The organism is Ruegeria halocynthiae (assembly GCF_000743705.1).
GTDB lineage: Bacteria > Pseudomonadota > Alphaproteobacteria > Rhodobacterales > Rhodobacteraceae > Ruegeria > Ruegeria halocynthiae_B.
The window spans coordinates 1,025,758-1,050,037 of record NZ_JQEZ01000001.1 but is presented as its reverse complement, the minus strand read 5'-3'; the positions used below and the strand labels follow the sequence as shown (position 1 = coordinate 1,050,037).

General features: G+C 59.5%; 25 protein-coding genes. 18 read left to right on the top strand and 7 right to left on the bottom strand.

The window, feature by feature from the left end; all coding sequences use genetic code 11:
* Positions 1-99 precede the first annotated feature (99 nt).
* Positions 100-720: a 30S ribosomal protein S4 gene (rpsD, locus tag JT51_RS05135; RefSeq protein WP_037308609.1), complete on the top strand. Its 621-nt coding sequence runs from the start codon at positions 100-102 to the stop codon at positions 718-720.
* Between the two features lie 61 nt (positions 721-781).
* Here rpsD and JT51_RS05130 read toward each other — a convergent pair whose 3' ends face one another.
* Positions 782-1,063: a DUF1330 domain-containing protein gene (locus tag JT51_RS05130; RefSeq protein WP_037308606.1), complete on the bottom strand. Its 282-nt coding sequence runs from the start codon at positions 1,061-1,063 to the stop codon at positions 782-784.
* Between the two features lie 94 nt (positions 1,064-1,157).
* Between JT51_RS05130 and JT51_RS05125 the strand changes: the two genes are divergently transcribed.
* Positions 1,158-2,030 carry a LysR family transcriptional regulator gene (locus JT51_RS05125; protein ID WP_037308603.1) on the top strand — a complete coding sequence of 291 codons (873 nt, stop codon included), beginning with the start codon at positions 1,158-1,160 and terminating at the stop codon, positions 2,028-2,030.
* On the opposite strand, the gene JT51_RS05120 is transcribed toward JT51_RS05125, so the two are convergent.
* Positions 2,031-2,492 (bottom strand): Lrp/AsnC family transcriptional regulator, encoded by a 462-nt coding sequence (locus tag JT51_RS05120; protein ID WP_037308600.1) that lies wholly within the window; start codon positions 2,490-2,492, stop codon positions 2,031-2,033.
* Positions 2,493-2,595: 103 nt separating this feature from the next.
* Between JT51_RS05120 and JT51_RS05115 the strand changes: the two genes are divergently transcribed.
* The 4 genes from JT51_RS05115 to JT51_RS05100 all read left to right on the top strand — a co-directional run bounded on the left by JT51_RS05115 (position 2,596) and on the right by JT51_RS05100 (position 6,926).
* Positions 2,596-4,011: an aminotransferase class V-fold PLP-dependent enzyme gene (locus JT51_RS05115; protein ID WP_037308597.1), complete on the top strand. Its 1,416-nt coding sequence runs from the start codon at positions 2,596-2,598 to the stop codon at positions 4,009-4,011.
* Between the two features lie 64 nt (positions 4,012-4,075).
* Positions 4,076-5,161, top strand: coding sequence for a histidinol-phosphate transaminase (gene hisC, locus JT51_RS05110; protein ID WP_037308595.1), 1,086 nt, complete (start codon positions 4,076-4,078; stop codon positions 5,159-5,161).
* A complete protein-coding gene (locus tag JT51_RS05105) occupies positions 5,158-6,078 on the top strand; it encodes a prephenate/arogenate dehydrogenase family protein (protein WP_037308593.1) in 921 nt (306 codons plus the stop codon). Before hisC ends, JT51_RS05105 begins: the two co-directional genes overlap by 4 nt.
* Entirely contained in the window at positions 6,075-6,926 is an 852-nt protein-coding gene (locus JT51_RS05100; RefSeq protein WP_037308590.1) for an extensin family protein, read from the top strand. The genes JT51_RS05105 and JT51_RS05100 overlap by 4 nt, the downstream gene beginning before the upstream one ends.
* Here the strand turns inward: JT51_RS05100 and JT51_RS05095 are convergent.
* The gene (locus JT51_RS05095) at positions 6,923-7,924 is read right to left on the bottom strand and encodes a DUF2125 domain-containing protein (RefSeq protein WP_037308587.1); all 1,002 of its coding nucleotides are present in this window, start codon (positions 7,922-7,924) and stop codon (positions 6,923-6,925) included. The two genes, JT51_RS05100 and JT51_RS05095, sit on opposite strands and share 4 nt — an antisense overlap.
* 67 nt (positions 7,925-7,991) lie before the next feature.
* Here JT51_RS05095 and JT51_RS05090 point away from each other — a divergent pair, with 67 nt between their 5' ends.
* The 4 genes from JT51_RS05090 to JT51_RS05075 all read left to right on the top strand — a co-directional run bounded on the left by JT51_RS05090 (position 7,992) and on the right by JT51_RS05075 (position 12,061).
* Positions 7,992-8,522 (top strand): gamma-glutamylcyclotransferase, encoded by a 531-nt coding sequence (locus JT51_RS05090; protein ID WP_037308585.1) that lies wholly within the window; start codon positions 7,992-7,994, stop codon positions 8,520-8,522.
* 69 nt (positions 8,523-8,591) lie between these two features.
* Positions 8,592-9,770, top strand: a complete 1,179-nt coding sequence (locus tag JT51_RS05085) for a hypothetical protein (protein WP_037308582.1) — start codon at positions 8,592-8,594, stop codon at positions 9,768-9,770.
* Positions 9,771-9,773: 3 nt separating this feature from the next.
* On the top strand, positions 9,774-11,453 hold the full coding sequence (locus tag JT51_RS05080) for a peptidoglycan -binding protein (protein WP_037308579.1): 1,680 nt from the start codon (positions 9,774-9,776) through the stop codon (positions 11,451-11,453).
* A 5-nt stretch (positions 11,454-11,458) separates the two neighbouring features.
* The gene (locus JT51_RS05075) at positions 11,459-12,061 is read left to right on the top strand and encodes a histidine phosphatase family protein (RefSeq protein WP_037308576.1); all 603 of its coding nucleotides are present in this window, start codon (positions 11,459-11,461) and stop codon (positions 12,059-12,061) included.
* Between the two features lie 83 nt (positions 12,062-12,144).
* Here the strand turns inward: JT51_RS05075 and clpA are convergent, their stop codons facing one another.
* Both clpA and gloB read right to left on the bottom strand, forming a co-directional pair.
* The gene (gene clpA / locus JT51_RS05070) at positions 12,145-14,469 is read right to left on the bottom strand and encodes an ATP-dependent Clp protease ATP-binding subunit ClpA (RefSeq protein ID WP_037308574.1); all 2,325 of its coding nucleotides are present in this window, start codon (positions 14,467-14,469) and stop codon (positions 12,145-12,147) included.
* A gap of 167 nt (positions 14,470-14,636) precedes the next feature.
* Positions 14,637-15,404: a hydroxyacylglutathione hydrolase gene (gene gloB / locus JT51_RS05065; protein ID WP_037308571.1), complete on the bottom strand. Its 768-nt coding sequence runs from the start codon at positions 15,402-15,404 to the stop codon at positions 14,637-14,639.
* 61 nt (positions 15,405-15,465) lie between these two features.
* Here gloB and JT51_RS05060 point away from each other — a divergent pair, with 61 nt between their 5' ends.
* The 7 genes from JT51_RS05060 (at position 15,466) to JT51_RS05030 (ending at position 21,837) form a co-directional block, all read left to right on the top strand.
* Positions 15,466-16,200, top strand: a complete 735-nt coding sequence (locus JT51_RS05060; RefSeq protein ID WP_037308568.1) for a class I SAM-dependent methyltransferase — start codon at positions 15,466-15,468, stop codon at positions 16,198-16,200.
* A gap of 312 nt (positions 16,201-16,512) precedes the next feature.
* Positions 16,513-17,073 carry a F0F1 ATP synthase subunit delta gene (locus JT51_RS05055; protein WP_037309528.1) on the top strand — a complete coding sequence of 187 codons (561 nt, stop codon included), beginning with the start codon at positions 16,513-16,515 and terminating at the stop codon, positions 17,071-17,073.
* Positions 17,074-18,612 (top strand): F0F1 ATP synthase subunit alpha, encoded by a 1,539-nt coding sequence (gene atpA, locus JT51_RS05050; protein WP_037308565.1) that lies wholly within the window; start codon positions 17,074-17,076, stop codon positions 18,610-18,612. It begins immediately after the preceding gene.
* 15 nt (positions 18,613-18,627) lie between these two features.
* The gene (locus tag JT51_RS05045) at positions 18,628-19,503 is read left to right on the top strand and encodes a F0F1 ATP synthase subunit gamma (RefSeq protein ID WP_037308562.1); all 876 of its coding nucleotides are present in this window, start codon (positions 18,628-18,630) and stop codon (positions 19,501-19,503) included.
* A gap of 20 nt (positions 19,504-19,523) precedes the next feature.
* Positions 19,524-20,948, top strand: a complete 1,425-nt coding sequence (gene atpD, locus JT51_RS05040) for a F0F1 ATP synthase subunit beta (RefSeq protein ID WP_037308559.1) — start codon at positions 19,524-19,526, stop codon at positions 20,946-20,948.
* A gap of 12 nt (positions 20,949-20,960) precedes the next feature.
* Entirely contained in the window at positions 20,961-21,371 is a 411-nt protein-coding gene (locus JT51_RS05035) for a F0F1 ATP synthase subunit epsilon (protein WP_037308556.1), read from the top strand.
* Positions 21,372-21,486: 115 nt separating this feature from the next.
* Positions 21,487-21,837, top strand: coding sequence for an H-type lectin domain-containing protein (locus tag JT51_RS05030; protein ID WP_037308554.1), 351 nt, complete (start codon positions 21,487-21,489; stop codon positions 21,835-21,837).
* 56 nt (positions 21,838-21,893) lie between these two features.
* Here JT51_RS05030 and JT51_RS05025 read toward each other — a convergent pair whose 3' ends face one another.
* Together JT51_RS05025 and JT51_RS05020 are read right to left on the bottom strand one after the other, a co-directional pair.
* On the bottom strand, positions 21,894-22,325 hold the full coding sequence (locus JT51_RS05025; RefSeq protein WP_037308551.1) for a hypothetical protein: 432 nt from the start codon (positions 22,323-22,325) through the stop codon (positions 21,894-21,896).
* A 223-nt stretch (positions 22,326-22,548) separates the two neighbouring features.
* Positions 22,549-23,568, bottom strand: a complete 1,020-nt coding sequence (locus JT51_RS05020; protein ID WP_037308548.1) for a ribose-phosphate pyrophosphokinase — start codon at positions 23,566-23,568, stop codon at positions 22,549-22,551.
* Positions 23,569-23,676: 108 nt separating this feature from the next.
* On the opposite strand from JT51_RS05020, the gene JT51_RS05015 reads away from it, so the two are divergent.
* Entirely contained in the window at positions 23,677-24,279 is a 603-nt protein-coding gene (locus tag JT51_RS05015; RefSeq protein ID WP_037308545.1) for a 2-hydroxychromene-2-carboxylate isomerase, read from the top strand.
* Position 24,280 lies beyond the last annotated feature (1 nt).

Sequence of the window (24,280 nt, the reverse complement as noted above, 5' to 3'; positions counted from 1 at the left end):
TGGCCCCCGCAAGGGGATTCCTGTCATGGGGGAAACCTCAAGAGGACAACGCCCTTCATAGTGGCCCGCAGGGCCTCGACCTAACGAAGGAGATCAGCCGTGACCAAACGCACGTCTGCCAAACACAAAATTGACCGCCGTATGGGCGAAAATATCTGGGGTCGTCCGAAGTCCCCGGTTAATCGTCGCGAGTATGGCCCCGGCCAGCATGGTCAGCGTCGCAAGGGCAAACTGTCGGATTTCGGTATCCAGTTGCGCGCCAAGCAGAAGCTGAAAGGCTACTATGGCGACCTGACCGAAAAACAGTTCCGCCGTATCTATTCCGAAGCTGAGCGTGTTTCGGGCGACACCGGTGAAAACCTGGTTGGTCTGCTCGAGCGTCGCCTGGACGCCGTTGTCTACCGCGCCAAGTTCGTACCGACCGTCTTTGCTGCACGTCAGTTCGTGAACCACGGCCACGTCAAAGTGAACGGCAAGCGGGTCAACATCCCCAGCTACCGTGTCAAAGAAGGCGACGTGATTGAAGTTCGTGACAAGTCCAAGCAGTTGGCTGTTGTCATTGAAGCCGCCGCTCTGGCCGAGCGTGACGTGCCGGACTACATCGACGTGGACCACTCGAAAATGACTGCGACTTTCGTGCGCGCACCTGGTCTGGGCGATGTGCCTTACCCGGTCGTCATGGAGCCGAACCTGGTCGTCGAATTCTACGCGAAGAACTAATCTTCGCCGATCCGACCCGAAATTCAAAGCCGCACCCTTGGGTGCGGCTTTTTTTGTGCGCTTAATCCAGCAAAACGATATCCGAGGCCCCGGCGCTGCGGCGCAGGGCGTGAACATCCTTTAATTCGGGGTCGTTGATCCAACCCAATGCCGCATCCCGGTCGGGAAAGGACAGTAGGACAGCCACATCCGGCAGGTTTGGCGCGCCATCCAATGCGGTTGCTTTGGTGGTGGCGTGTTCAACCTTACCGCCGTGGCGGGCAAGCGCAGCACCTGCCTTTTCACGGTAAGCGGCAAAGGTGTCGGGGTGTTTCACGGTCAGTTGGGCGTAGGCATAGATCATGGGTGCGTTCCTTGATTGTGTAAGAAACAGATAAGCCGCCTGAGGTTCAGCGAAAACGCGTGCTTTTGCATCAGGGATATGCAGAAATGCATGGATGAATATTCACTGGGATGACTATCGGGCCGTATTGGCCGTTGTGCGGAAACGTACGCTCTCTGCCGCGGCCGAGGATATTTGTGTCAACTACACCACCGTTGCCCGCCGTGTTGCCCGCGCCGAAGCCGCAACCGGCGAGGTTTTGTTCGAACGTCTGGCCGAAGGATATCGCCCGACCGAGGCAGGGCAACTGGTGGCCCAGCACGCAGCGCAGATGGAAAGCGCCGAACATGCGATGCTGCGCGGGTTGTCCGGGCGGGACACGCGGCTGGAAGGTGAGCTGACGCTGACTGCGCCGCAACTGCTGATTGCGCACGGTCTGGCCCCGGTTTTGGATGAATTTAGCAAGCAACACCCCTCGGTCACCCTGAGGATTCGCGCCGCGAACGAGATTCTGGACCTCAATCGGCGGGAGGCCGACATTGCAATCCGCATCAGCCACAATCCCGGTGATACACTAAAGGGGCTGCGGTTGACTGCGCAGCACGTTACCGGGTTCGCCTCGCCAGACTGGGCCGCGCGGATGGCTGACGATCCGATGGGGGCGGTGGATTGGCTTGTTTATGAAAAACGCCCGGAGCTGCCTGAATATGTTCGAAAAACCTATCCCGGGTCGCGTATTCGGATGCGCTTTGACGACATGGTTGCCATGTCCTCTGCCGCGCAATCCGGATTGGGCGTGGTGAGAATGCCAATGTTTCTGGGCCGGTCGCTGCCTGGGCTGGTTCAGGTGCCTTTGCTGCCGCCGAAACCTTATGCGGATATCTGGGTGGTGGCTCATCCGGATGTTTGGCCCTCGGCCAAGCTTGAGGCATTTCGTGCGATCACCGTTCCACATTTCCGCGAGAGACGCCCCATGTTTGTGGCCTGATCAGATTGGCAGGGGGCGTCCTTCGGCAATGGCTTCCATCGCGAAATAAGACGTCACACTGTCCAATTCGACTTTCTCGATCAGGCGTTGGTAAACCTTGTCGTAAGACGTCATGCCTTGCGTCACGACTTTCAGCTGATAGTCATAATCGCCGCCAATCCGGTGAAAATCGACCACTTCGGGGATGGTCAGGACGTGGCTGCGGAAGGCCTGCAACCATTCGGCTGAATGGTGCCGTGTTCGCAACATGACAAAGACCACAAGGCTCAACCCCAGTTTTTCCCGCGCAATCTGTGCGGTCGAACCGGTGATGACGCCATTCTCGTTCAAGGCTTTCAATCGCCGCCAGCAGGCATTCTGCGACAGCCCGACCCGATCTGCCAGTTCACGTTGCGACAGCGTGGCGTCAGTTTGCAATTCGCGCAGGATGCGTTTATCGATTTGATCTAATTTTCCACTCATTCCGAAGCATATGACACAAATTTCCTGATTTAAAGCCAAAGAAAGGTGAAGATTACGCGGCACTATCCAATCATATTGGTTGGTGCAATACGGAGCCTTTCACATGACCCTGTCCAAGTTTCGCGCAGATATCCAATCCACCACTCACAATTCCGCCCTGCGCGACGGGCTGATCGGAGAGAATGTTCTGATCCCGGGTCTGCAAGGGGACGTGCCGCTGGTTTATGCGGATTATGTCGCTTCGGGCCGTGCGCTGCGGCAGGTTGAGGATTTTGTCACCGAACAGGTGCTGCCTTTCTATGCCAACAGCCATACCGAAGCCTCCTATTGTGGGTCTTACATGACCCGTCTGCGCCGCGAAGCGCGCGCGGAAATTGCCCGCATCGTTGGCGCGAGGGGAGAGGACGCGGTGATCTTCACCGGGTCGGGTGCCACCGCGGGCCTGAACCGGCTGGTCAACCTACTGGGTGTGGATGCGGCTGACCAGCCGGTCGTTTTGATTGGCCCGTACGAGCATCATTCGAACATTCTGCCGTGGCGCGAGAGCAAGGCGCAGGTCATTGAAATCCCCGAAGCGCCCGAGGGCGGGGTTGATCTGTGCGCGCTTGAACGGGCGTTGGTGGCCAATGCCGCGTCCGATCTGATCATCGGATCGTTTTCTGCGGCGTCCAACGTGACCGGTATCATCACTGACCCGGACCCGATCACCCGACTGCTCAAGTCACATGGGGCGGTCGCTGTCTGGGATTATGCGGGTGGCGGGCCGTACTTGCCGATGGACATGGGGCCAGAGGACGCGCGCAAAGACGCCATCGTCGTTTCCCCGCATAAGTTTCCGGGTGGGCCGGGGGCCTCGGGCGTGCTGATCGTCAACCAAAAAACGGTGAAACGCACCTGTCCCAGTTGGCCGGGCGGCGGTACGGTCAGCTTTGTTTCACCCTGGCGACACGATTACAGCACCGATCTGGCCACGCGGGAAGAGGCAGGAACGCCCAACGTGATTGGCGACATCCGCGCGGCGCTGGCCTTTATCGTCAAGGATGTCGTGGGCACCGATGAGATCGCCCGCCGCGAAGCGCGGTACAATCGCATGGCGCTGGACGGGTGGGGCGACAACCCCAACCTGACCCTGTTGGGCGTCGACAACCCGCACCGCCTGCCAATCTATTCCTTCCTCGTGCGCGACAACTCCGGCCAGCCTGTGCACCAGCAGCTGTTCACCCGAATGCTCAGCGATATCTACGGCATTCAGGCGCGCGGGGGCTGTGCCTGTGCCGGGCCTTATGCGCATCGTCTGCTGGGGATTGACCGGGCAACCTCGGACAAATTGCACGCGGCCCTGTCTGCGGGTGAAGAAATGAAGAAACCGGGCTGGGTGCGGCTGAATTTCTCGTATCTGATGAGCGAGGATACCGTTCAGTTCATCATCGACAGCGTCAATGACCTGTCCCGCCGGACCGAGGAATTCGCGCCATTCTACAGCGCCGACCCGGCGACGGCCCGCTTCAAAGCGGCGTGACGGAATTGCCGCTTTTCTCAACGCGTTGAGACGGGTATGAGGGGCCCCAACAACGGAGCCTCTTATGAACAAGATCACCCCGCAACCCGGCATTATGGACATCGCGCTTTATCAGGGCGGCCAGTCGCATGTGGCCGGGGTGGAGCATGTGATCAAGCTCAGCTCGAACGAGAACCCGTTTGGCCCCAGCCCGAAAGCGATTGAGGCGGTGCGCGACAGCGCGGCGACCCTGCATCGTTATCCCAGCACCGATCACGCCAGCCTGCGCGCGGCGATTGGCGACCGGCACGGGCTGGACCCGGCGCGGATCGTCTGTGGTGTCGGCAGCGACGAGGTGCTGCAATTCGCGGCGCAGGCCTATGCCGGTCCGGGGGATGAGGTCATCTATACCGAACACGGGTTTTCCATGTACCCGATCATTGCCCGCATGGCCGGCGCAACGCCGGTTATGGTGCCCGAGCGGGACCGCCACGTAGACGTGGACAACATCCTGGCCGCCGTCACCGAACAGACGCGGATCGTGTTTGTGACCAACCCGGGCAACCCGACCTCGACCATGATCCCCGAGGCTGACCTGCTGCGCCTGGCCGAAGCCTTGCCGCAGACCTGTCTGATGGTGATTGACGGTGCCTATGCCGAATTCGTCGACGGGTTCGACGGTGGCGCGGCACTGGTGGATCGGTTCGAAAATGTGATCATGACCCGCACGTTTTCAAAGATTTACGGCCTTGGCGGGATGCGCGTCGGCTGGGGCTATGCCGCGCAGTCGATCATCGACGTGCTGAATCGGGTGCGCCAACCATTCAACCTGTCGCTGACCGCTTTGGCCGCAGCCGAAGCGGCGGTGAAGGACGAAGACTATCTGACGTTCTGCCATTCAGAGAACGCCCGCCTGCGGGTGTGGCTGTCGGCGGAACTGGCCAAGATCGGCGTACCTTCTGACGCGTCCTGCACCAACTTCATCCTCGTGCGGTTTGCCGACAGGGCCGAGGCCGAAGCCTGCGACGACTATCTCAAGACGCAAGGTCTGATTGTGCGTCGGGTGGCGGGCTATAACCTGCCGAACGCATTGCGCATCACGGTAGGCGATCAAGAGGCCTGCGGCCGGGTCGTCGCGGCCATAACAGTGTTCAAAGGGGGTGCGGCATGAGCCCGGTTTACGATCGTGTTGCGCTGATCGGGTTGGGTCTGATTGCTTCGTCGATGTTCTGGGCCATCAAGCGCGCGGGGCTTGCGGGCGAGGTCACCGGCTATGCCCGGTCCGAAGCCACCCGCGACACCGCCCGCCGCATTGGTCTGTGCGACCGTGTCTGCGATACGGCGCAAGAGGCGGTCGAAGGTGCGGACCTGGTGGTCCTATGCGTGCCCGTCGGCGCGATGGAGTCTGTGGCGAAGGATATCGCATCTTCCCTGAAGCCGGGCGCGACTGTGACCGATGTAGGGTCGGTCAAGCGACATGTGATTCAAGCCGTGGGTCCGCATATCCCCGAAGGTGTACACTTTATCCCCGCGCACCCGCTGGCCGGGACAGAACATTCCGGTCCGGAATCCGGCTTTGCCGAGCTGTTCGACAATCGCTGGTGCCTGCTGGTTCCGGCCGAAGGCTCGGACGTAAACGCCATTGCCGGTTTGCGGGCGTTGTGGGAAGGCATGGGCGCGAATGTCGATGAAATGGACGCGGACCATCACGATCTGGTTCTGGCCGTCACATCGCACGCGCCGCACCTGATCGCCTATACGATGGTGGGCGTGGCCGACGATCTGCGCCGGGTGACCGATAGCGAGGTTATCAAGTATTCCGCTGCCGGTTTCCGGGACTTCACCCGGATCGCCGCATCTGATCCAACCATGTGGCGCGACGTGTTCCTGACCAACAAGGACGCCACGCTGGAAATTCTGGGGCGCTTCACCGAGGAGCTTTTCGCCCTGCAACGCGCAATCCGCACCGGCGACGGCGATCAGTTGTTCGACTATTTCACCCGCACCCGCGCGATCCGGCGCGGGATCATTGACGCGGGCCAGGATACGGATGCGCCCGATTTTGGCCGGAGCAAATCGAACCCATGAAACAGGGCTGGAAAAATGCGTTGATTGGGTTGGCGGTGGTCTGTGCCTCGTCCAGTCAGGCGGCACCTCCTGAAAGCTCTCTGTTCCCCTTGGTCCGACCTGCGGTCGCAACCCAGACTGCGGCTACGCTGGCTTTTCAGGATGCCGCCTTGCCAACGATCAATGCAAACCTGCGTCCTGTGCTGCGCCCGGTTTCACCACAGGTTTTGGCTGTGGCTGCTCGTCCATCGGATTTGCCGCTGCTGGGGCCGGACACGTCCCTGATGCCCTACCTGCGCCCCAAAGCGTTAGAGCAGGAGGCGTTTTTCAAAAAGCGCCGGCTGCGCAAAGGGTCGGTTTGCGGGGATATCGCAATTCAGGGCAAGCTGGTGGGGGCCGTACCCGGCCGGATCAGTGCGTGTGGTATCAAGGACGCCGTGCAGATCACCTCGGTCTCGGGGGTGGCGCTTAGCCGTCCGTCCACGATGGATTGCGGCACGGCCATTGCGTTAAACAAATGGGTCGACAAAACGGTCAAGCCGACATTCAAACGGCGCGGGCCGGTGGTCGAATTGCAGGTCGCGGCGCATTACGCCTGCCGGACCCGTAACAACCGCAAAGGCGCGAAGATTTCAGAACACGGCAAAGGCCGGGCGATCGACATCTCGGGCTTTAAGCTGGCCAATGGTGAGGTGGTGACCGTCCTTAAGGGCTGGCGCAAGAAGCCGTCGCAAAAGCAGTTGATCAAAGTCTGGCGCGGGGCTTGCGGGCCGTTCGGCACCGTCCTGGGACCAAACGCAGACCGGTATCATCGCGATCACTTTCACCTGGATACCGCCCGCCATCGCAGCGGGCCGTACTGCCGTTAACGCAGGATCAGGCGCGGTGCCGGACCAAGGGGCAGCGGCCCCAAGGCCACAAAGCCATCTCGGAAATTCAGTTGCAGGTCCAGCGCGTTTGGATTTCCGCCCAGACCTGCCATGAAGTTCAGCGCGCGGGTGACCGGGTCAACCGCCTGATCGGGCAATGCGCCTGCGGCGTTGGCCATTGCGATCATGTCCCGCCAGTTTTCGGCCTTGATGGCGATCTCACCTGTTGGGATGCCTTGTGCGTCCACGGTCAGCTCTCCGGCCGCGAACAACCGCAGGGCGCCCCATTTCATCTCGGCCAGTCGCAGGTCAATGTTCACCGGCTGCGGTCTGCCTTGTTCCAGCGCCGAACGGTCCCAGGGTTTGGTAAACGTGGCCGTAAGGTCCAGTTCCAGCGTCTCGAACGCTTGCGGCAGGGTCGTGGCCGAGCGCATCAACTCGCGCAGCTCGTCCCCGGGGGTGAAGCCGTCAATGCGCGCGCCGATCACATAGGCCTCGGGGGTGGCGGTCTGTTCCATCACCAGAGCCAGCGTGTCGCCCCCGGCCAATGCCTCGGCGTCATCCGTGATCGACCACGCACCAGCGGTCAGCGCCATCTTTTCCAGCACAAGCGCGACGCCGGGCTGCAATTGCAACTCAGCCTGCAGATCACTGGCCTGAATTGTCGAGGTTTGGTCAAAGTAAGACACCCGCTGCGGCGTATCAGCAAAGCGCAGCACCTGCCGCCCGGGCCAGATTGCGGGGCTTTGGAATTCGATCCAGTCGGCGCTCCAGGCGGTGCCGTTGACCGGATCGGCCAGCGCCGGGTTGTTCAGCCGTGTGATGTGATGAATCGGGTAGCCCGCTGTCTTCACATCAGAAAAATCAGCCTGCCAGCCCTGCTCCTGCTGCTTTTCGAACCATGTCGTAATGGCATTGCGCAGGCCATATCCGGCGATGAACCAATAGGCGCTCCAGAGGACCGCGATAAAAATCAAGACTCGTACCAGACCGCGCATCACAGATGGCCCTTTTTCCTGCGTTGAAATTGATGTTTATAGGCGCAAACGGGCAAGGACCAGAGCTATGACGATGTGGGTTTTCGGATATGGGTCGCTGCTGTGGAATCCGGGCTTTCCGGTGGCGCGCAGTGCACACGCAACATTGCACGGCTATGCCCGATCTTTCTGCATGAGTTCGATCCACCATCGCGGCACCGAGGAACACCCCGGCCTGGTGTTGGCACTGGATGAACAGGCCGACGCCCGTTGCACGGGGCTGGCGCTTGCGGTTGAGGCTGGCCACGAAGACCGCACCCTGCATGAACTGCGCGAACGCGAGCTGATTTCCTCGGCCTATGTGGAAAAGATGCTGGATGTGCATCTGGATGATGGTGGCGTGGTGAATGCCGTGACCTATGTGATTGATCCCGATCACGTGCAGTATTGCGGCGGTATGCCGCTGGAAGAACAGGCGCAGATTATCGCCCATGCGGTTGGTGGGCGTGGGCCGAACACTGAATACCTGTATAACACTGCCGAACATCTGGCCGAGATCGACCTGCGCGATCCCGATCTTGAGTGGTTGGCGCAACGGGTTCGCAGCCTTACCGCATAAACCCTTGGCGTCACCAGCAGATTTTCGCTAGATTCGGTGCAGAGCAGGCAAACACCGGGAACCACGCGCATGGCGCAGGCACATCAGGGCGCGAGACCCCATTTCTCGCATCCCATTCGTCAGATTGTGATGATGTTGGTCGCGATCGGCCTGGCAGGGCTGGGCGTCTTCATGGCGCTACCTTACGTGTTGCCGGTGTTTCAGGCCAACCCCTATCTGAACGGCTTTATCATTCTGGTGTTTATCGTCGGTGTGTTCGCCTGTTTTTATCAGGTGACGCAGTTAATCGGGTCGGTGCGCTGGATTGAATCCTTTGTTGGTGGGGTCGTCGGTGAGGATGCCCGCACGCCGCAGCTGCTAGCTCCGCTGGCCTCGCTGCTGCGCGAACGGGGCGCACGGTCGCAGATCAGTTCCACCTCGACCCGGTCTATTCTGGATTCAGTTGCTGAGCGGGTTGAAGAAGAACGTGAGATTACGCGCTATATCACCAACGTCCTGATTTATCTGGGTCTTTTGGGTACTTTCTTTGGGTTGGCCACCACCGTTCCCGCCATTGTCGACACCATCCGCAGCCTCAACCCGCAAGAGGGCGAAGAGGGGTTGGCCGTCTTCAACCGCCTCATGGTCGGGCTGGAGGCACAATTGCAGGGCATGGGTGTGGCTTTCGGGTCCTCGCTGCTGGGCTTGGCAGGATCGCTGATTGTTGGTCTGCTGGAGCTGTTCGCGGGCCACGGGCAAAACCGGTTCTACCGCGAGCTGGAAGAATGGCTTTCGTCGATCACACGTGTCGGCTTTGCCGCCGGGGACGAGGGCGGCGCCGAGCTGGCAGTACTGACACCGGTTCTGGATGCGATGTCGGAGCAGATGGACGCGTTGCAGGATCTGTTTTCCGCGCAGGAGTCCGACCGGGCTTCGGTGTCCACCAAGCTGGGCCAGTTGGCCGATGCGATTGGTGAAATGAATTTGCGGCAGTCCGAGAATGATGGCGTGACCTCGGCCTTGGAACGCGTCGCGCTCAGCCAGGACGCGTTGCTGGATCATATGCGCGACCAAGGGGCGGGCGAGGGGATCGACGCGGAAAGCCGGATGCGCCTGCGGTCGATGGATGTGCAATTGCTGCGTATCCTCGAAGAAATCTCGGCCGGTCGGCAGGAGAGCATGAGCGAGCTGCGCAAGGACATCGAACTGCTGGTCAAGGCGCTGACGCTACCCCGAGGCGCCGTGCGCACCGCTCCGGAAGGAGAGTGATTTATGGCCCTGTCCCGTCGCACAGGTCAGCGGTTTCAGGGGTCGGTCTGGCCCGGCTTCGTGGATGCGATTACCGGGCTTTTGATGGTGCTGACCTTTGTGCTGACCATCTTCATGGTCGTTCAATTCGTGCTTCGCGAAACCATTTCGGGGCAAGAGGACGAACTGACCGCCCTGTCTGACGAGGTTGCGGCCCTGGCCGGGGCGCTGGGCCTGGAAGAACGCGAGAACAGCCGTTTGCAGGCGCGGCTGGGGGTGCTGAACTCGACGCTGAAACAGGTCGAGACCGATCTGGTGCAGGCGCAGATTCGCACTTCGGATTTCGAAGCCCAGATCGCGGCTTTGCTGATTGATCAGGAACGGGCCCAAGGTGTGATTGCCGAGTTGGAAACACAACAGGGTGAATTGCTGAGCGAACAAGACGCGCTGAACCTGGCCCTGGCGCAAAGTCGCGCCGAGATTGACGCGCAGACCGAGGCTGCCCGACTGGCCGCCGCTCGCCGTGAGGCGCTGGAGGCGCTGGTGGCGGATCTGGAACAAAGCGACGCAGCACAATCCGCGCAGATCACAGAGCTTGAGGGCCAGTTGAGCGCGGAAGAAGCCGCCAAACTGGCCGAGGCCGCCGCGGCCGAAAACTTGCGGAACCGTTTGCAGGATGCCGACACCGAATTGACGGCCATGACGCTTGCACTGGAAGCGCAGCGCAAACAGGCCGAAGAGACGCTGACTTTGCTGGCCGCGGCCCAAGCCGCCAAGGCCGAGCTTGAGCGGCAATTCGGCGAGCTGAACACCGAAGAATTGCAGGCTCAGCTACAAGCCGCCCTTGCCGAACGGACGCAGGCACAGGTTGATGCCGACGAACAGCGGTCGCTGGCTGACGAGCGCGCGGCGCTGCTTGCGGTGGCGCGCGATGCGATCTCGACCGAAAAGGCGGTGTCCGACAAGGCGCGACGCGAGACCACTTTGTTGAATCAGCAGATGGCGGCGCTGCGCGAGCAATTGGGTGGGTTGCAGGCCTTGCTGGATGATTATGAAGATCGCAACGCGGCCGCCGATATCCGCATTCAGACGTTGGGTCAGGACCTCAACGCTGCGCTGGCCCGCGCTGCATCCGAAGAACGCCGTCGCCGCCTGCTGGAAGAGGCCGAGCGGATTCGTCTGGAGGCCGAGGCCGAGGCCTTGTCCGGCCAGAACCGGGAACTGACGGCGCAGGCCGAGGATCTGCAACGGTATAGGTCCGAATTCTTTGGCCGTCTGCGCGATGTGCTGGGCGATCAGGAAGGCGTGCGGATCGAGGGCGACCGGTTCGTGTTCTCATCCGAGGTTCTGTTCGACACAGGGTCGGCGATCCTGTCCGGGGCCGGGCGGGAAGAGGTCGCCAAAGTTGCCACCATCCTGCGCAGCGTGGCGGCCGAAATTCCCGAAGGTCTGAACTGGGTGATCCGGGTCGATGGCCACACGGACAACGTGCCGTTGGCCGGGTCCGGGCGGTACCGCGACAACTGGGAGCTCAGCCAGGGTCGGGCGTTGTCGGTGGTGCGTTACATGGTCGATGCACTGGGTATCCCGCCGAGCCGGCTGGCCGCCAACGGGTTCGGCGAGTTCCAGCCCGTGAACCCAGCGGACACACCCGAAGCGCGAGCGCAGAACCGCCGGATCGAGTTGAAGCTGACCGAACGGTAACAACAATGGCAGCCCACAGTCGTACTGCTCGCTACCTGACTCACCCGCAGGTCTTGATTGATCCCCTTGTTGACGTGCCGGGCTGGTCTCTGAGTGAGGTTGGGCACGCCCGGGTCGTACAGGTGTCCCGCACCCAGAGTGAACTGAGCCGGACCACGCAAGTAATCAGCAGCTGCGAAATAAAAGCAGTCCAAACCGCCCAACCGCTGGCGACCGCAATGGGGGTCAGGGTCAAATCCCATCCTGACATGCACGAGAACGACCGAAGCGCCACGGGGTTCCTGCCACCGGAGGAATTCGAAACCGTTGCGGATCAATTCTTCGCCCAACCACAAGCCAGCGTGCGGGGGTGGGAACGGGCCGTGGATGCACAGACACGTATCGTCCGGGCAGTTATGGCCTGCGTGTCCGAAACCGACGCCGGAGACATTCTGTTCGTCGGGCACGGTGGCGTGGGAACTCTGCTTTTCTGTGCCTTATCGAATCTGCCGATTGACCGGCGGTACGATCAGGGGCCGGGTGGTGGCGGCAACTGGTTCCAGTTCCATTTGGATACAATGAAGCCGTCACATGGTTGGCGGCCCATGGAGGAGTTGGCCAGCAGCTAACCTGCTGCAATCAAGCCGAGTGAGAGAAAGCAAAAAGCCCGCCAATTCGATGGCGGGCTTTTCGATTTTGGCACCGTGGGCTTTTAATCCGCCGTCAACAGCGGCGGCTTGTCACCGGGAATGCGGCGCTGATCCGGGCCCAGGATTTCCAGATCCAGCTCACCTTTCTTGACCGAGACGCGCACCACACCACCCTTGGCCAGTTTGCCAAACAGCAACTCCTCGGCCAGAGGTTTCTTGATGTGCTCCTGGATCACTCGTCCCAGAGGACGGGCACCCATCTTGTCGTCATAACCTTTGTCGGCCAGCCATGCGGCGGCTTTTTGCGTCAGATCAATGGTCACGCCACGATCCAGCAATTGCGCCTCAAGCTGTAGGACGAATTTCTCGACCACTTGCAGGATGACCTCTTTCGGCAGCGGCGCGAATGAGATCACGGCATCCAGACGGTTGCGGAATTCTGGCGTGAACATGCGTTCGATAGCGGCGGTATCCTCACCCTCGCGGCGGTCACGGGCAAAGCCGATGGCAGCCTTGGCCTGTTCCTGTGCGCCCGCGTTCGAGGTCATGATCAGCACCACGTTGCGGAAATTCACCGTGCGGCCATTGTGATCGGTCAGCTCGCCGTGGTCCATCACCTGCAACAGGATGTTGAACACGTCCGGATGCGCTTTTTCGATCTCATCCAGCAGCAGCACACAATGCGGATGCTGGTCGACGCCGTCGGTCAGCAGACCGCCCTGATCGAACCCGACATAACCCGGAGGGGCACCGATCAAGCGGCTGACCGCGTGTTTTTCCATGTACTCGGACATGTCAAAGCGCAGCAGTTCGACACCCAGCGTATCTGCCAGTTGTTTCGCCACCTCGGTCTTGCCCACACCGGTCGGACCGGCGAACAGATAGTTGCCGATGGGTTTTTCAGGCTCGCGCAGACCAGCACGCGCCAGTTTGATTGCGCTGGACAGCGCCACGATGGCGTCATCCTGACCAAACACCACCCGTTTCAGGGATGCTTCGAGGTCTTTCAGAACCTCTGCATCGTCCTTGGTGACATTCTTGGGCGGAATGCGCGCGATCTTGGCAACTACGGCCTCAATCTCTTTGACGCCGATGGTCTTGCGACGCTTGCTTTCCGCAACCAGATGCTGTGCCGCGCCAGCCTCATCAATCACGTCGATGGCCTTGTCGGGCAGTTTGCGGTCGTTGATATAACGCGCCGACAGCTCAACCGCCGTCTTGATCGCATCCGCAGTGTATTTGATGTCGTGGTGTTTTTCGAAATACGGCTTAAGGCCGCGCAGGATTTTCACGCTGTCCTCAACCGAAGGTTCACTCACGTCGATCTTCTGGAACCGGCGACTCAGCGCGCGGTCTTTTTCGAAGTGCTGGCGGAATTCCTTGTAAGTGGTCGAGCCCATGGTGCGCAGCTTGCCGCCCTGCAAGGCAGGTTTCAGCAGGTTCGACGCATCCATTGCGCCACCCGACGTGGCGCCGGCCCCGATCACGGTATGAATCTCGTCAATGAACAGCACCGCATCTGGATGGTCTTCCAATTCGGTTACAACCGCCTTCAGCCGTTCTTCGAAATCACCGCGATAGCGGGTGCCCGCCAGCAGCGCGCCCATGTCCAGTGAATAAATCGTGGTCTCGGACAATACATCGGGTGCCTCGCCCTGAACGATCTTATAAGCCAGACCTTCGGCGATAGCGGTTTTGCCCACACCCGGATCACCCACCAGCAGCGGGTTGTTCTTGCGGCGGCGGCACAGGACCTGAATGCAGCGCTCAACCTCATCGGCGCGCCCGATCAGCGGGTCAACGTCACCGGCGCGGGACTTTGCGTTCAGATCAACACAGTATTTGCCCAAGGCGCTTTCTTTTTGTTCGCCTTCCGATACGCTGGCCTGAACCTCTTCCTCGGCGTGATCTGCACCGGAAACCGAGCGGTTTTCGCCATAGGCAGGGTCTTTGGCAACGCCATGCGCGATGAAATTTACCGCGTCATACCGGGTCATGTCCTGTTCTTGCAGGAAATAGGCAGCGTTGCTTTCGCGTTCGGCAAAGATGGCCACCAGAACATTGGCCCCGGTCACTTCGGTCCGGCCCGAGCTTTGTACATGGATCGCGGCGCGCTGTATGACACGCTGGAAGGCAGCTGTCGGCACGGCCTCGGACCCGTCGATATCGGTGACCAGATTGGACAGGTCTTCGTCAATGAATTCGACCAGAGTGCTGCGCAATTCATCCAGATCGACGCTGCATGCCTTCATGACGCGGATGGCATCAGGTTCTTCCAGCAGCGCCAGTAGCAGATGCTCTAGCGTTGCGAATTCGTGACGCCTTTCATTTGCAGCTGCCAGGGCCGCGTGAATGGCTTGTTCTAATGTGCTCGAGAATGAAGGCACGCGGGTGCTCCTCTGTCTTGGGTCGAAAGGGGGCAGGCTACGGCCCCGATCCAACCATGTCCTCATACTATTAGAGTTTGGTTGATCGTGGCCCGGCTTCAAGGGTTTTCTTTCACTTGACAGTCACATTTAACGTGACCGTGGCCGTGAAGAACGTGAAATAGTCGCTAAAAACGGTCTTTTCTAGACCTGATCTCGGCAAAAACCGCCGCCGGGTCAGCATTTTCCATACCCAGATGCGCCTGAATCGCCGGATCTGCGGCGCGCAGGAACGGATTTGTGGCCTTTTCCAGCGCCAAAGTCGACGGAACGGTGGCCTGTCCGGCGGCGCGGGCGCGGTCGATATCAGCTGCGCGCTGCTGCAGTGCGGCATTGTCCGGGTCGACTGTTACGGCAAATCTGGCGTTTGATTGTGTGTATTCGTGACCGGAACAAACCAGCGTGTCATCGGGCAGGGCGGCCAGCTTGGACAGCGAGGCCCACATCTGCGGCGGGGTCCCTTCGAACAAACGACCACAGCCCAGGGCCATCAGGCTGTCGGCCGTGAAGACGACCGCGCTGTCGGGCATGTAAAATGCGACATGTCCAACTGTGTGGCCCGAGACGTCCAATACCTGAACCGGTTCACCCCCGACTTCGAACGTGTCGCCCTCGCTGACCTGTTGGTCCAGTGGGGGCAGGCGATGTGCGTCGGCGGCGGCCCCGATGACGATGGCCGGGTGTTTTTTCAGAATGGCCCCCAGCCCATCCACATGATCCGCATGATGATGGGTCAGCAGGACATGCGACAAGGTCCAGCCGCGCCTGTCCAATTCGCCCAGAATGGGGCTGGATTCAGGGGCATCGACCAATGCGGTGTTGCCGCTAACGGCATCATGCGCCAGAAAGGCATAGTTATCGCTGAGACATGGGATGGTGACGATTTCAAGAGGCATGGTCTTTTGCCCTTTCGTTGCTAGACTGCGCTCAGCTAAGCCGATTGACCGGGTGTCCGCAATGCATCTTGATGTGCAGGATCTGAGGAATTTCTACTACCGCAGCACATTGGGTCGCGCGGCACAGGCGGCCATTCGGGGCCGACTGACCGAGTTCTGGCCCGAAGCCAAAGGGCAAACCGTTGTGGGATTCGGATTCGCCGTGCCCCTGTTGCGCCCCTATCTGGCAGATGCGCGGCGTGTGATCGGCCTGATGCCAGGGCCGCAAGGGGTAATGCCCTGGCCTGCCGGAGTGCCCAATGTGTCGGTATTGACCGAGGAAACCCTCTGGCCGATCGAAACCGGGCATGTGGACAAGCTGGTGGTGATGCATGGGCTGGAAACGTCGGTTCGACCCAGCGAACTGCTGGATGAATGCTGGCGGGTTCTTGGCCCTGGTGGGCGCGCCCTGTTCGTTGTACCAAACAGGGCAGGGCTGTGGTCGCGGACAGATCGGACACCATTTGGTTTTGGACGCCCCTATTCGGCGTCGCAATTGGAAAGCCAACTTAGGGCGCATCACTTTATTCCCGTCGGTCACTGTTCTGCCCTGTATCTGCCACCCTCGTTTCGGCGTTTCTGGCTCAAATCTGGCAGCCTGATCGAAAAAACCGGACAACGCTTGCCGACGATCATGGCTGGGGGGGTGCTGATGGTGGAGGTGACCAAACAAATCCGGCCCCCAAGCGGCAGTGTCGCCAGAGAAGCCGAACGCCGCCCGATCAAGGCGCTGGATGGTCTGTTGAAGCCCGCGTGATCCAGCGGTGCATTTTACGCAGCGTCAAACCGCGAAAACGCGGGAAAAAGGTCACAGGAATCGCAAAAACCTACACTTTGGTGACATTTTTCGCCCCTTTCAGCCGGATAAAAGGGCTGCACCCCGCCTAAGTGCCTGTAATAAAACATTTTGTGGATAAAGTAGCACCCGTTATAATATATTGCTAGCTGGGTTCGGCTCTGCTACATCCCCGGTGATTTTGATCCCCGGCCAATTGGGCGGGGTTTCTTCACGCCCCCGGGGTAGCTGCCGCAACGCGAATTCGGGGCCCAAAATATCGGAAGGGTGGACGTGTCCGAACCAGCTTCGATTTCCACAGGCATCGCCGAGCGCTATGCCACTGCGATCTTTGAGATCGCCAAAGAGAATAATGACCTTGCGGGTCTGGAATCCGGCATCAATGATCTGGCAGCCGCGTTGGGCGAAAGCGCCGAACTGCGCGACCTGATCGCCTCGCCTCTGGTTTCGCGCGCTGATCAGGAAGCCGCAATTACTGCGATTGGCGACAAGATGGGCCTGCATGCCATCCTGCGCAACACGCTGGGCCTGATGGCGCAAAAGCGTCGTCTGTTCGTTGCGCCGCAACTGGTGCAGGTTCTGCGCGACATGCTGGCCGAAGAACGCGGCGAAGTGACCGCTGATGTCGCTTCGGCCAAGGCGCTGACCAAGACCCAAATGGATAAACTGTCCAAGACGCTGTCCGAGCGTGTGGGCAAGACCGTGACAATAAATGCGACCGTTGATGAAAGCCTCATCGGCGGTCTTGTCGTTAAAGTGGGCTCGAAGATGATCGACAGTTCGATCCGCTCCAAGCTCAACTCCCTACAGAATGCAATGAAAGAGGTCGGATAAATGGGAATCCAAGCTGCAGAGATTTCTGCAATCCTGAAGGACCAGATCAAGAATTTTGGTCAAGAAGCCGAAGTGGCCGAAATCGGCCGCGTGCTGAGCGTCGGTGACGGGATTGCCCGTGTTTACGGCCTGGACAACGTGCAGGCGGGTGAAATGGTCGAATTTCCGGGGGGCATCATGGGGATGGCGCTGAACCTGGAAAGCGACAACGTTGGTGTTGTTATCTTCGGTTCCGACCGTGACATCAAAGAAGGTGACACCGTCAAGCGCACCAACTCGATCGTGGACGTTCCGATTGGTAACGGTCTGCTGGGTCGTGTTGTTGACGGCCTGGGCAATCCGCTGGACGGCAAAGGCCCCATCGAATCCACTGAGCGCGGCGTTGCTGACGTTAAAGCACCGGGCATCATCCCGCGTAAATCGGTTCACGAGCCGATGGCAACCGGCCTGAAATCGGTTGACGCGATGATCCCAATTGGCCGTGGCCAGCGAGAGCTGATCATTGGTGACCGTCAGACCGGTAAAACTGCCGTGGCTCTGGACGCGATCCTGAACCAGAAAACTGTGAACGAAGCAGCAGGCGACGACGAGTCCAAAAAGCTGTACTGCGTTTACGTGGCGATTGGTCAAAAGCGTTCGACCGTTGCGCAGCTGGTGAAGAAACTGGAAGAATCCGGTGCGATTGATTACTCGATCGTTGTGGCCGCAACCGCGTCCGACCCGGCGCCGATGCAGTTCCTGGCACCCTATGCCGCAACCGCAATGGCCGAGTTCTTCCGCGACAATGGCCGCCACGCGCTGATCATCTATGATGACCTGTCGAAACAGGCTGTGTCCTATCGTCAGATGTCGCTGCTGCTGCGTCGTCCGCCCGGACGTGAAGCCTATCCTGGCGACGTATTCTACCTCCACTCGCGCCTGCTGGAGCGTTCGGCCAAGCTGAACGACGACTTCGGTGGTGGTTCGCTGACGGCTCTGCCGGTTATCGAAACTCAGGGTGGTGACGTTTCGGCGTTTATTCCGACCAACGTGATCTCGATCACCGACGGCCAGATATTTCTGGAGACCGAACTGTTCTATCAGGGCATCCGTCCTGCTGTGAACACCGGTCTGTCGGTTTCGCGTGTGGGCTCTTCGGCTCAGACCAACTCGATGAAATCGGTTGCTGGTCCGGTGAAACTGGAACTGGCTCAGTACCGTGAAATGGCGGCCTTTGCGCAGTTTGGTTCCGACCTCGACGCCGCAACCCAGCAACTGCTGAACCGTGGTGCGCGTCTGACCGAGCTGATGAAGCAACCGCAGTATTCGCCGCTGACCAACGCGGAAATCGTCTGCGTCATCTTCGCCGGCACCAACGGTTACCTCGACAAGATCGACGTGACGGACGTTGGCCGCTATGAGGCTGGCCTGCTGGCGCATCTGCGCGGTAAGCATGCGGACCTGCTTGACTGGATCACCAACGAAGATCCAAAGATCAAGGGCGATGCTGCCGATAAGATCAAGGCTGCGCTGGACGAATACGCCGCAACCTTCGCTTAAGGGAGAGGCGGGCAAATGCCAAATCTTAAGGATCTTAAAAACAGGATCGAGTCGGTCAAATCGACCCGCAAGATCACCAAGGCCATGCAGATGGTTGCGGCTGCAAAATTGCGCCGCGCCCAGGAATCTGCCGAAGCCTCGCGCCCCTATGCCGAACGGTTCAATGCCGTGATGGCGGGGCTGGCGGCATCGGTCGGGGGCAGCGACAGCGCCCCCAAACTGCTTCGTGGTACGGGCAGTGATGATGTCCATCTGCTGGTTGTCATAACTGCTGAACGCGGCCTGTGTGGCGGCTTCAACTCGAACATCGCCAAGCTGGCCCGCGTCAAAGCATATGAGCTGAAGGCTAAGGGCAAGACGGTCAAAATTTTGACCGTCGGTAAAAAAGGCCGCGACGCGCTCAAGCGTGATTATGGCGATCTGTTCGTTGGGCATATCGACCTGAGCGAGGTCAAGCGTCTGGGTTACACCAACGCGCAGGACATCGCCAAGGACGTCCTGTCCCGTTTCGATGGGGCTGAGTTCGACGTTGCAACGATCTTCTATTCGAAGTTCGTGAACGTTGTGACCCAGATCCCGACGGCACAGCAGGTCATCCCCGCCTCGTTCGAAGAGACCGAGGATGACGACAGTGGTGCCATCTTCGATTACGAGCCCAGCGAAGAAGCCATTCTGGCCGACCTGCTGCCCAAGGGGGTTGCAACCGCGATCTTCTCGGCTCTGCTTGAAAACGGGGCCTCGGAACAAGGTGCACGGATGTCCGCAATGGACAACGCGACACGCAACGCGGGTGAAATGATCGACAAGCTGACGATCCAATACAACCGCTCGCGTCAGGCCGTGATCACCAACGAGCTGATTGAAATCATTTCCGGCGCCGAAGCGCTGTAGAGACATACCGGAGACGAAACATGGCGAATGCAAAAGGCAAAGTCACACAGATCATCGGGGCCGTCGTCGACGTGCACTTCGAAGATCAGCTGCCTGAAATTCTGAACGCGCTGGATACCACCAACAACGGCAAAAAGCTGGTTCTGGAGGTTGCACAGCACCTGGGCGAAAACACTGTCCGCACCATTGCGATGGACGCGACAGAAGGTCTGGTCCGTGGCGAAGAAGTTACTGACACCGGCGCACCAATCGCGGTTCCGGTCGGTAACGCGACTCTGGGCCGTATTCTGAACGTTGTCGGTGAGCCCATCGATGAAAAGGGTCCGGTAGAATCCACTGAAACCCGCTCGATCCATCAGCCAGCACCGGATTTCGCTGATCAGGCAACGGAGTCGGAAGTTCTGGTCACGGGCATCAAGGTCGTTGACTTGCTGGCCCCTTATGCCAAAGGCGGTAAAATCGGCCTGTTCGGCGGTGCCGGCGTTGGTAAAACCGTTCTGATCATGGAACTGATCAACAACATCGCAAAAGTGCACTCGGGCGTGTCCGTGTTCGCCGGTGTTGGTGAGCGGACCCGTGAAGGCAACGACCTGTATCACGAGATGATCGAATCCGGCGTTATCGTTCCTGAAAAGCTGGAAGATTCGAAGATCGCACTGGTTTACGGCCAGATGAACGAGCCTCCGGGTGCGCGTATGCGGATCGCTCTGTCGGGTCTTACCCTGGCGGAACAATTCCGCGATGCGACCGGTACCGACGTTCTGTTCTTTGTCGATAACATCTTCCGTTTTACGCAGGCAGGTTCCGAGGTTTCGGCTCTGCTGGGCCGTATTCCTTCGGCTGTGGGCTATCAGCCGACGCTGGCGACCGACATGGGTGCGATGCAGGAACGGATCACCTCGACCAAGTCGGGCTCGATCACCTCGGTACAGGCCGTGTACGTGCCTGCGGATGACTTGACCGACCCTGCGCCGGCTACGTCGTTTGCTCACCTGGACGCGACCACGGTTCTGAACCGTGCGATCTCGGAAAAGGGTATCTACCCGGCTGTTGACCCGCTCGACTCGACCTCGCGTCTGCTTGACCCGGCCATCGTCGGCGAAGAGCACTACACCGTTGCGACCGACGTTCAGCAGATTCTTCAGCGCTATAAGTCGCTGCAGGACATCATTGCCATCCTCGGCATGGACGAATTGTCGGAAGAGGACAAACTGACCGTGGCCCGCGCGCGTAAGATCGAGCGCTTCATGTCGCAGCCGTTCGACGTGGCGCAAGTCTTCACCGGCTCGCCCGGCGTTCAGGTTCCTCTGGATGTCACCATCGCGTCGTTCAAGGCCGTTGTGGCCGGCGAATACGATCACCTGCCCGAGGCAGCCTTCCTGATGGTTGGCGGCATCGAAGATGTGATCGCCAAAGCGGAAAAGATGGCCGCAGAAGCCGCCTAAGGAGCACACCTGATGGCAAACACGATGCAATTCGACCTCGTCAGCCCCGAGCGGAGCCTTGCTTCGCTCGCGGTTACTGCGGTCCAGATTCCCGGCGCGGACGGGGACATGACGGCAATGCCCGATCATGCCCCCACCATTACCACGCTGCGCCCCGGTCTGCTGAAGGTTGAGGCACCCGAAGGGTCCAGCGAATACCTGGTCACCGGCGGGTTTGCCCAGATCAACGGCGACGGCCTGTCGGTTCTGGCCGAAAAGGCCATTCCGGTCGCTGAAGTGACCCGGTCGCACTTGGACGACCTGATCGCCGAAGCACGGTCCTCGCACGAAGCAGCCAAGGATGGTGACGACCAGTCGGTTGTCGACGACGCCGCCAAGCTGCTGGCCGACATGGAAGCCCTTGGGACGCATATGAGCCTGTAAGGCTCACTGCATATCTATCATTGAAAACGGCCCTGCCAGCGCGGGGCCGTTTTTTGTCGTGATTTTACTGCGGCAGCAGAGTAAGCTGCGGAAATTCATAGATAAAGATGATAAAATGAAGACGTTTCAAACTCATCCTATTGGCATCGACCAGGGCGAAGAAGTGCTGTTCTCAGAATTCGCGGATGGTGGCGAGATGTGGACAGGCGAGGGCGCGCGCGAACGGCGATCCGTGGTGAGCTTTAGCCGACCGTTCAGATCCCCTCCTGTGGTGCAGATCGGCGTGTCGCTATGGGATGTGGATACGTCCTCGGCCCTGCGCGCCGAGGTTCGGGCCGAAGACATCTCAGCCGAAGGGTTCAGCGCGGTGTTCCGGACATGGTCAGACACACGTATCGCCCGGATACGGGTGACGTGGATCGCCATTGGCGAGGTCGCGCACGAGGATGATTGGAACATTTCCTAATCTAAGCGAACCCAATTGCTACAGTGACCTGCACCGTCGCAGGTCACTGAATCCGATCAGTAGTTCGAATACCTAAAGTTCACCACCGCATCGTTTTGGATTGCGCAATGGGCCTTGATATAGCTGCGCGCGTCGTTGCTATTGTTGGAACGCGCGACTTCAAGGTCGATCAGATCAATGCCATCGGAATTTGTGTCGTAGGACAGGGTCTGTTCGAAATCCACGGCATAATAGCCCTGATTGGTCATTGCCGTGTGGGTCCGGTGCATACACAGGCCCACAGCGTTTTCCTCGGGCGATAAGCTGGGGTGCTTTTGATAGTTCGACCCATGTTTGTGGTGATGCTTGGCGATGGACGCCCCCAACACTCCAAGCGCGACACCGGCGATCAGCGCGCCTGTATCTTTGGCCTGAACCGGACGTGCGGCCAGTGTTGAGACCGCAAACAAGGTGCAAACTGCCCCGATGAGGATGAACTTGGCGCGCATTGGTCATTTCCCCTGAATAGCCAGAAACCGTGGTGACCGGTCAGCAACCGATCACCCAGTAGCCTAAACCGAGGGTTGCGCCTAAATCCAGATTTTTCGAATGAAACCCGCTTGCGTGATGTTCACACAAAAAGAAGGGGCCGGGGTATTTGATGCGTCGAAAAGTGCATATCAGCCCCGACGCTGGTCCGAAGGCGCCATAGCGGCCCTCGGACCATGCGGGTCAGTCCATATGGTACAGCGACTCGTAGATCGGTGTCAGGGTCTTGTCCTCGAACAGGGACGATACGCTGGTTCCGTTCCAGATGTTCAGGATTGCCTGTGTAAAGATTGGCGCGGTGGGAACAATGCGGATGTTCTTGGCCTTGGCGATTTCCGGGGTCGGCTGGATCGTGTCGGTCAGCACCAGTGATTTCATCACCGAATTGGTCACACGTTCGACCGCCGGGCCGCTCATGACGCCGTGGGTGATGTAGGAATGCACTTCTTTCGCGCCGTTATCCAGCAGCACCTGCGCCGCTTTACACAGGGTGCCAGCCGTATCGCACATGTCGTCCACGATCAGGCAGATCTTGTCTCTGACATCACCAATCACGGTCATCTCGGCCACTTCGCCAGCCTTTTCGCGGCGCTTGTCCACGATCGACAAGGGGGCGTTGATCCGTTTGGCCAGTTCGCGTGCGCGGGCCACGCCGCCAACGTCGGGCGACACGACCATGATTTCGTCCAGGCAGTCCTTGAACTGGTTCTTCACGTCCAGCGCAAAGATCGGCGAGGCATACAGGTTGTCCACCGGGATATCAAAGAACCCCTGAATCTGGGCCGCGTGCAGGTCCATGGTCAGAACCCGTTCGATCCCCGCACCGGTCAGCATGTTGGCCACCAGCTTGGCGCTGATCGGCGTGCGCGCCTTGGTGCGGCGATCCTGACGGGCATAACCGAAATAGGGGATCACGGCGGTGATCCGCTGCGCGGAGGAGCGGCGCAGCGCATCGGCGATGATCAGCAGCTCCATCAGGTTGTCGTTGGCCGGGTTCGAGGTCGGCTGGACGATAAACATATCCTCGCCGCGCACGTTTTCGAACACTTCGACGAAAATCTCGCCGTCGTTGAACCGTTCGACCCGCGCATCGACCAGACCCTGATCGACACCGCGATACAGGCTCATGCGGCGAGCAATGGATTCGGCAAGCGGAAGATTGGCGTTCCCAGCGATAAGCTTGGGTTCGTGGAGTGTCGGCATCGGCTGAGGTCCCCGGGCAGCAAAGGCATATGTGACAGATTCGTGATGTTGACACCGCTTAGCATGGCCTTACCGTCTCGCAAAGATTTTGCAGCGGAGAAAGTGCACATGGCCGACATTGACTACTATTTTGCGACACTCTCACCTTATTCCTACCTCGCGGGGACACGGCTTGAGGAGGTCGCAGCCAAACATGGTGCAACGATCAACTACAAGCCGCTGGATATCATGGCACTGTTCGCGCGCACGGGAGGGACACCGCCCAAGGACCGGCACATCTCGCGCATTGAATATCGGACGCAGGAATTGCTGCGTCAGTCCAAAGCTCTTGGGATGGATTTCAACCTGCAACCGGCGCATTGGCCGACCAATATGGCACCATCTTCCTATGCAGTGATTGCGGCGGTTCAAGACGGCTCGGGCGATGTTGGCAAGCTGTGCCATTCCTTCCTGCGCGCCTGCTGGGCCGAGGAAAAGGACATCGCGCAGGATGACGTGATCCGCGATTGCCTGTCTCAGTCCGGTTTCAACCCGGACCTTGCTGACAGCGGTCTGCTGGTGGGGGCCGAAACCTATGCCGCCAATCTGGAAGAAGCCGTGGATCGCGGTGTCTTTGGCGCGCCGTTCTACGTTACCGAGGACGGCCAGAGGTTCTGGGGGCAGGATCGTCTGGACGATCTGGACAACCACCTGACGGGGATGAAGGGCTGAA

Excerpts from the sequence above, each read along its gene's own strand:
- JT51_RS05130 (WP_037308606.1), bottom strand. The coding sequence starts at position 1,063 with ATGATCTATGCCTACGCCCAACTGACCGTGAAACACCCCGACACCTTT.
- JT51_RS05125 (WP_037308603.1), top strand. The coding sequence starts at position 1,158 with ATGAATATTCACTGGGATGACTATCGGGCCGTATTGGCCGTTGTGCGG.
- JT51_RS05120 (WP_037308600.1), bottom strand. The coding sequence starts at position 2,492 with ATGAGTGGAAAATTAGATCAAATCGATAAACGCATCCTGCGCGAATTG.
- JT51_RS05115 (WP_037308597.1), top strand. The coding sequence starts at position 2,596 with ATGACCCTGTCCAAGTTTCGCGCAGATATCCAATCCACCACTCACAAT.
- hisC (WP_037308595.1), top strand. The coding sequence starts at position 4,076 with ATGAACAAGATCACCCCGCAACCCGGCATTATGGACATCGCGCTTTAT.
- JT51_RS05105 (WP_037308593.1), top strand. The coding sequence starts at position 5,158 with ATGAGCCCGGTTTACGATCGTGTTGCGCTGATCGGGTTGGGTCTGATT.
- JT51_RS05100 (WP_037308590.1), top strand. The coding sequence starts at position 6,075 with ATGAAACAGGGCTGGAAAAATGCGTTGATTGGGTTGGCGGTGGTCTGT.
- JT51_RS05095 (WP_037308587.1), bottom strand. The coding sequence starts at position 7,924 with ATGCGCGGTCTGGTACGAGTCTTGATTTTTATCGCGGTCCTCTGGAGC.
- JT51_RS05090 (WP_037308585.1), top strand. The coding sequence starts at position 7,992 with ATGACGATGTGGGTTTTCGGATATGGGTCGCTGCTGTGGAATCCGGGC.
- JT51_RS05085 (WP_037308582.1), top strand. The coding sequence starts at position 8,592 with ATGGCGCAGGCACATCAGGGCGCGAGACCCCATTTCTCGCATCCCATT.
- JT51_RS05080 (WP_037308579.1), top strand. The coding sequence starts at position 9,774 with ATGGCCCTGTCCCGTCGCACAGGTCAGCGGTTTCAGGGGTCGGTCTGG.
- JT51_RS05075 (WP_037308576.1), top strand. The coding sequence starts at position 11,459 with ATGGCAGCCCACAGTCGTACTGCTCGCTACCTGACTCACCCGCAGGTC.
- gloB (WP_037308571.1), bottom strand. The coding sequence starts at position 15,404 with ATGCCTCTTGAAATCGTCACCATCCCATGTCTCAGCGATAACTATGCC.
- JT51_RS05060 (WP_037308568.1), top strand. The coding sequence starts at position 15,466 with ATGCATCTTGATGTGCAGGATCTGAGGAATTTCTACTACCGCAGCACA.
- atpA (WP_037308565.1), top strand. The coding sequence starts at position 17,074 with ATGGGAATCCAAGCTGCAGAGATTTCTGCAATCCTGAAGGACCAGATC.
- JT51_RS05045 (WP_037308562.1), top strand. The coding sequence starts at position 18,628 with ATGCCAAATCTTAAGGATCTTAAAAACAGGATCGAGTCGGTCAAATCG.
- atpD (WP_037308559.1), top strand. The coding sequence starts at position 19,524 with ATGGCGAATGCAAAAGGCAAAGTCACACAGATCATCGGGGCCGTCGTC.
- JT51_RS05035 (WP_037308556.1), top strand. The coding sequence starts at position 20,961 with ATGGCAAACACGATGCAATTCGACCTCGTCAGCCCCGAGCGGAGCCTT.
- JT51_RS05030 (WP_037308554.1), top strand. The coding sequence starts at position 21,487 with ATGAAGACGTTTCAAACTCATCCTATTGGCATCGACCAGGGCGAAGAA.
- JT51_RS05025 (WP_037308551.1), bottom strand. The coding sequence starts at position 22,325 with ATGCGCGCCAAGTTCATCCTCATCGGGGCAGTTTGCACCTTGTTTGCG.
- JT51_RS05020 (WP_037308548.1), bottom strand. The coding sequence starts at position 23,568 with ATGCCGACACTCCACGAACCCAAGCTTATCGCTGGGAACGCCAATCTT.
- JT51_RS05015 (WP_037308545.1), top strand. The coding sequence starts at position 23,677 with ATGGCCGACATTGACTACTATTTTGCGACACTCTCACCTTATTCCTAC.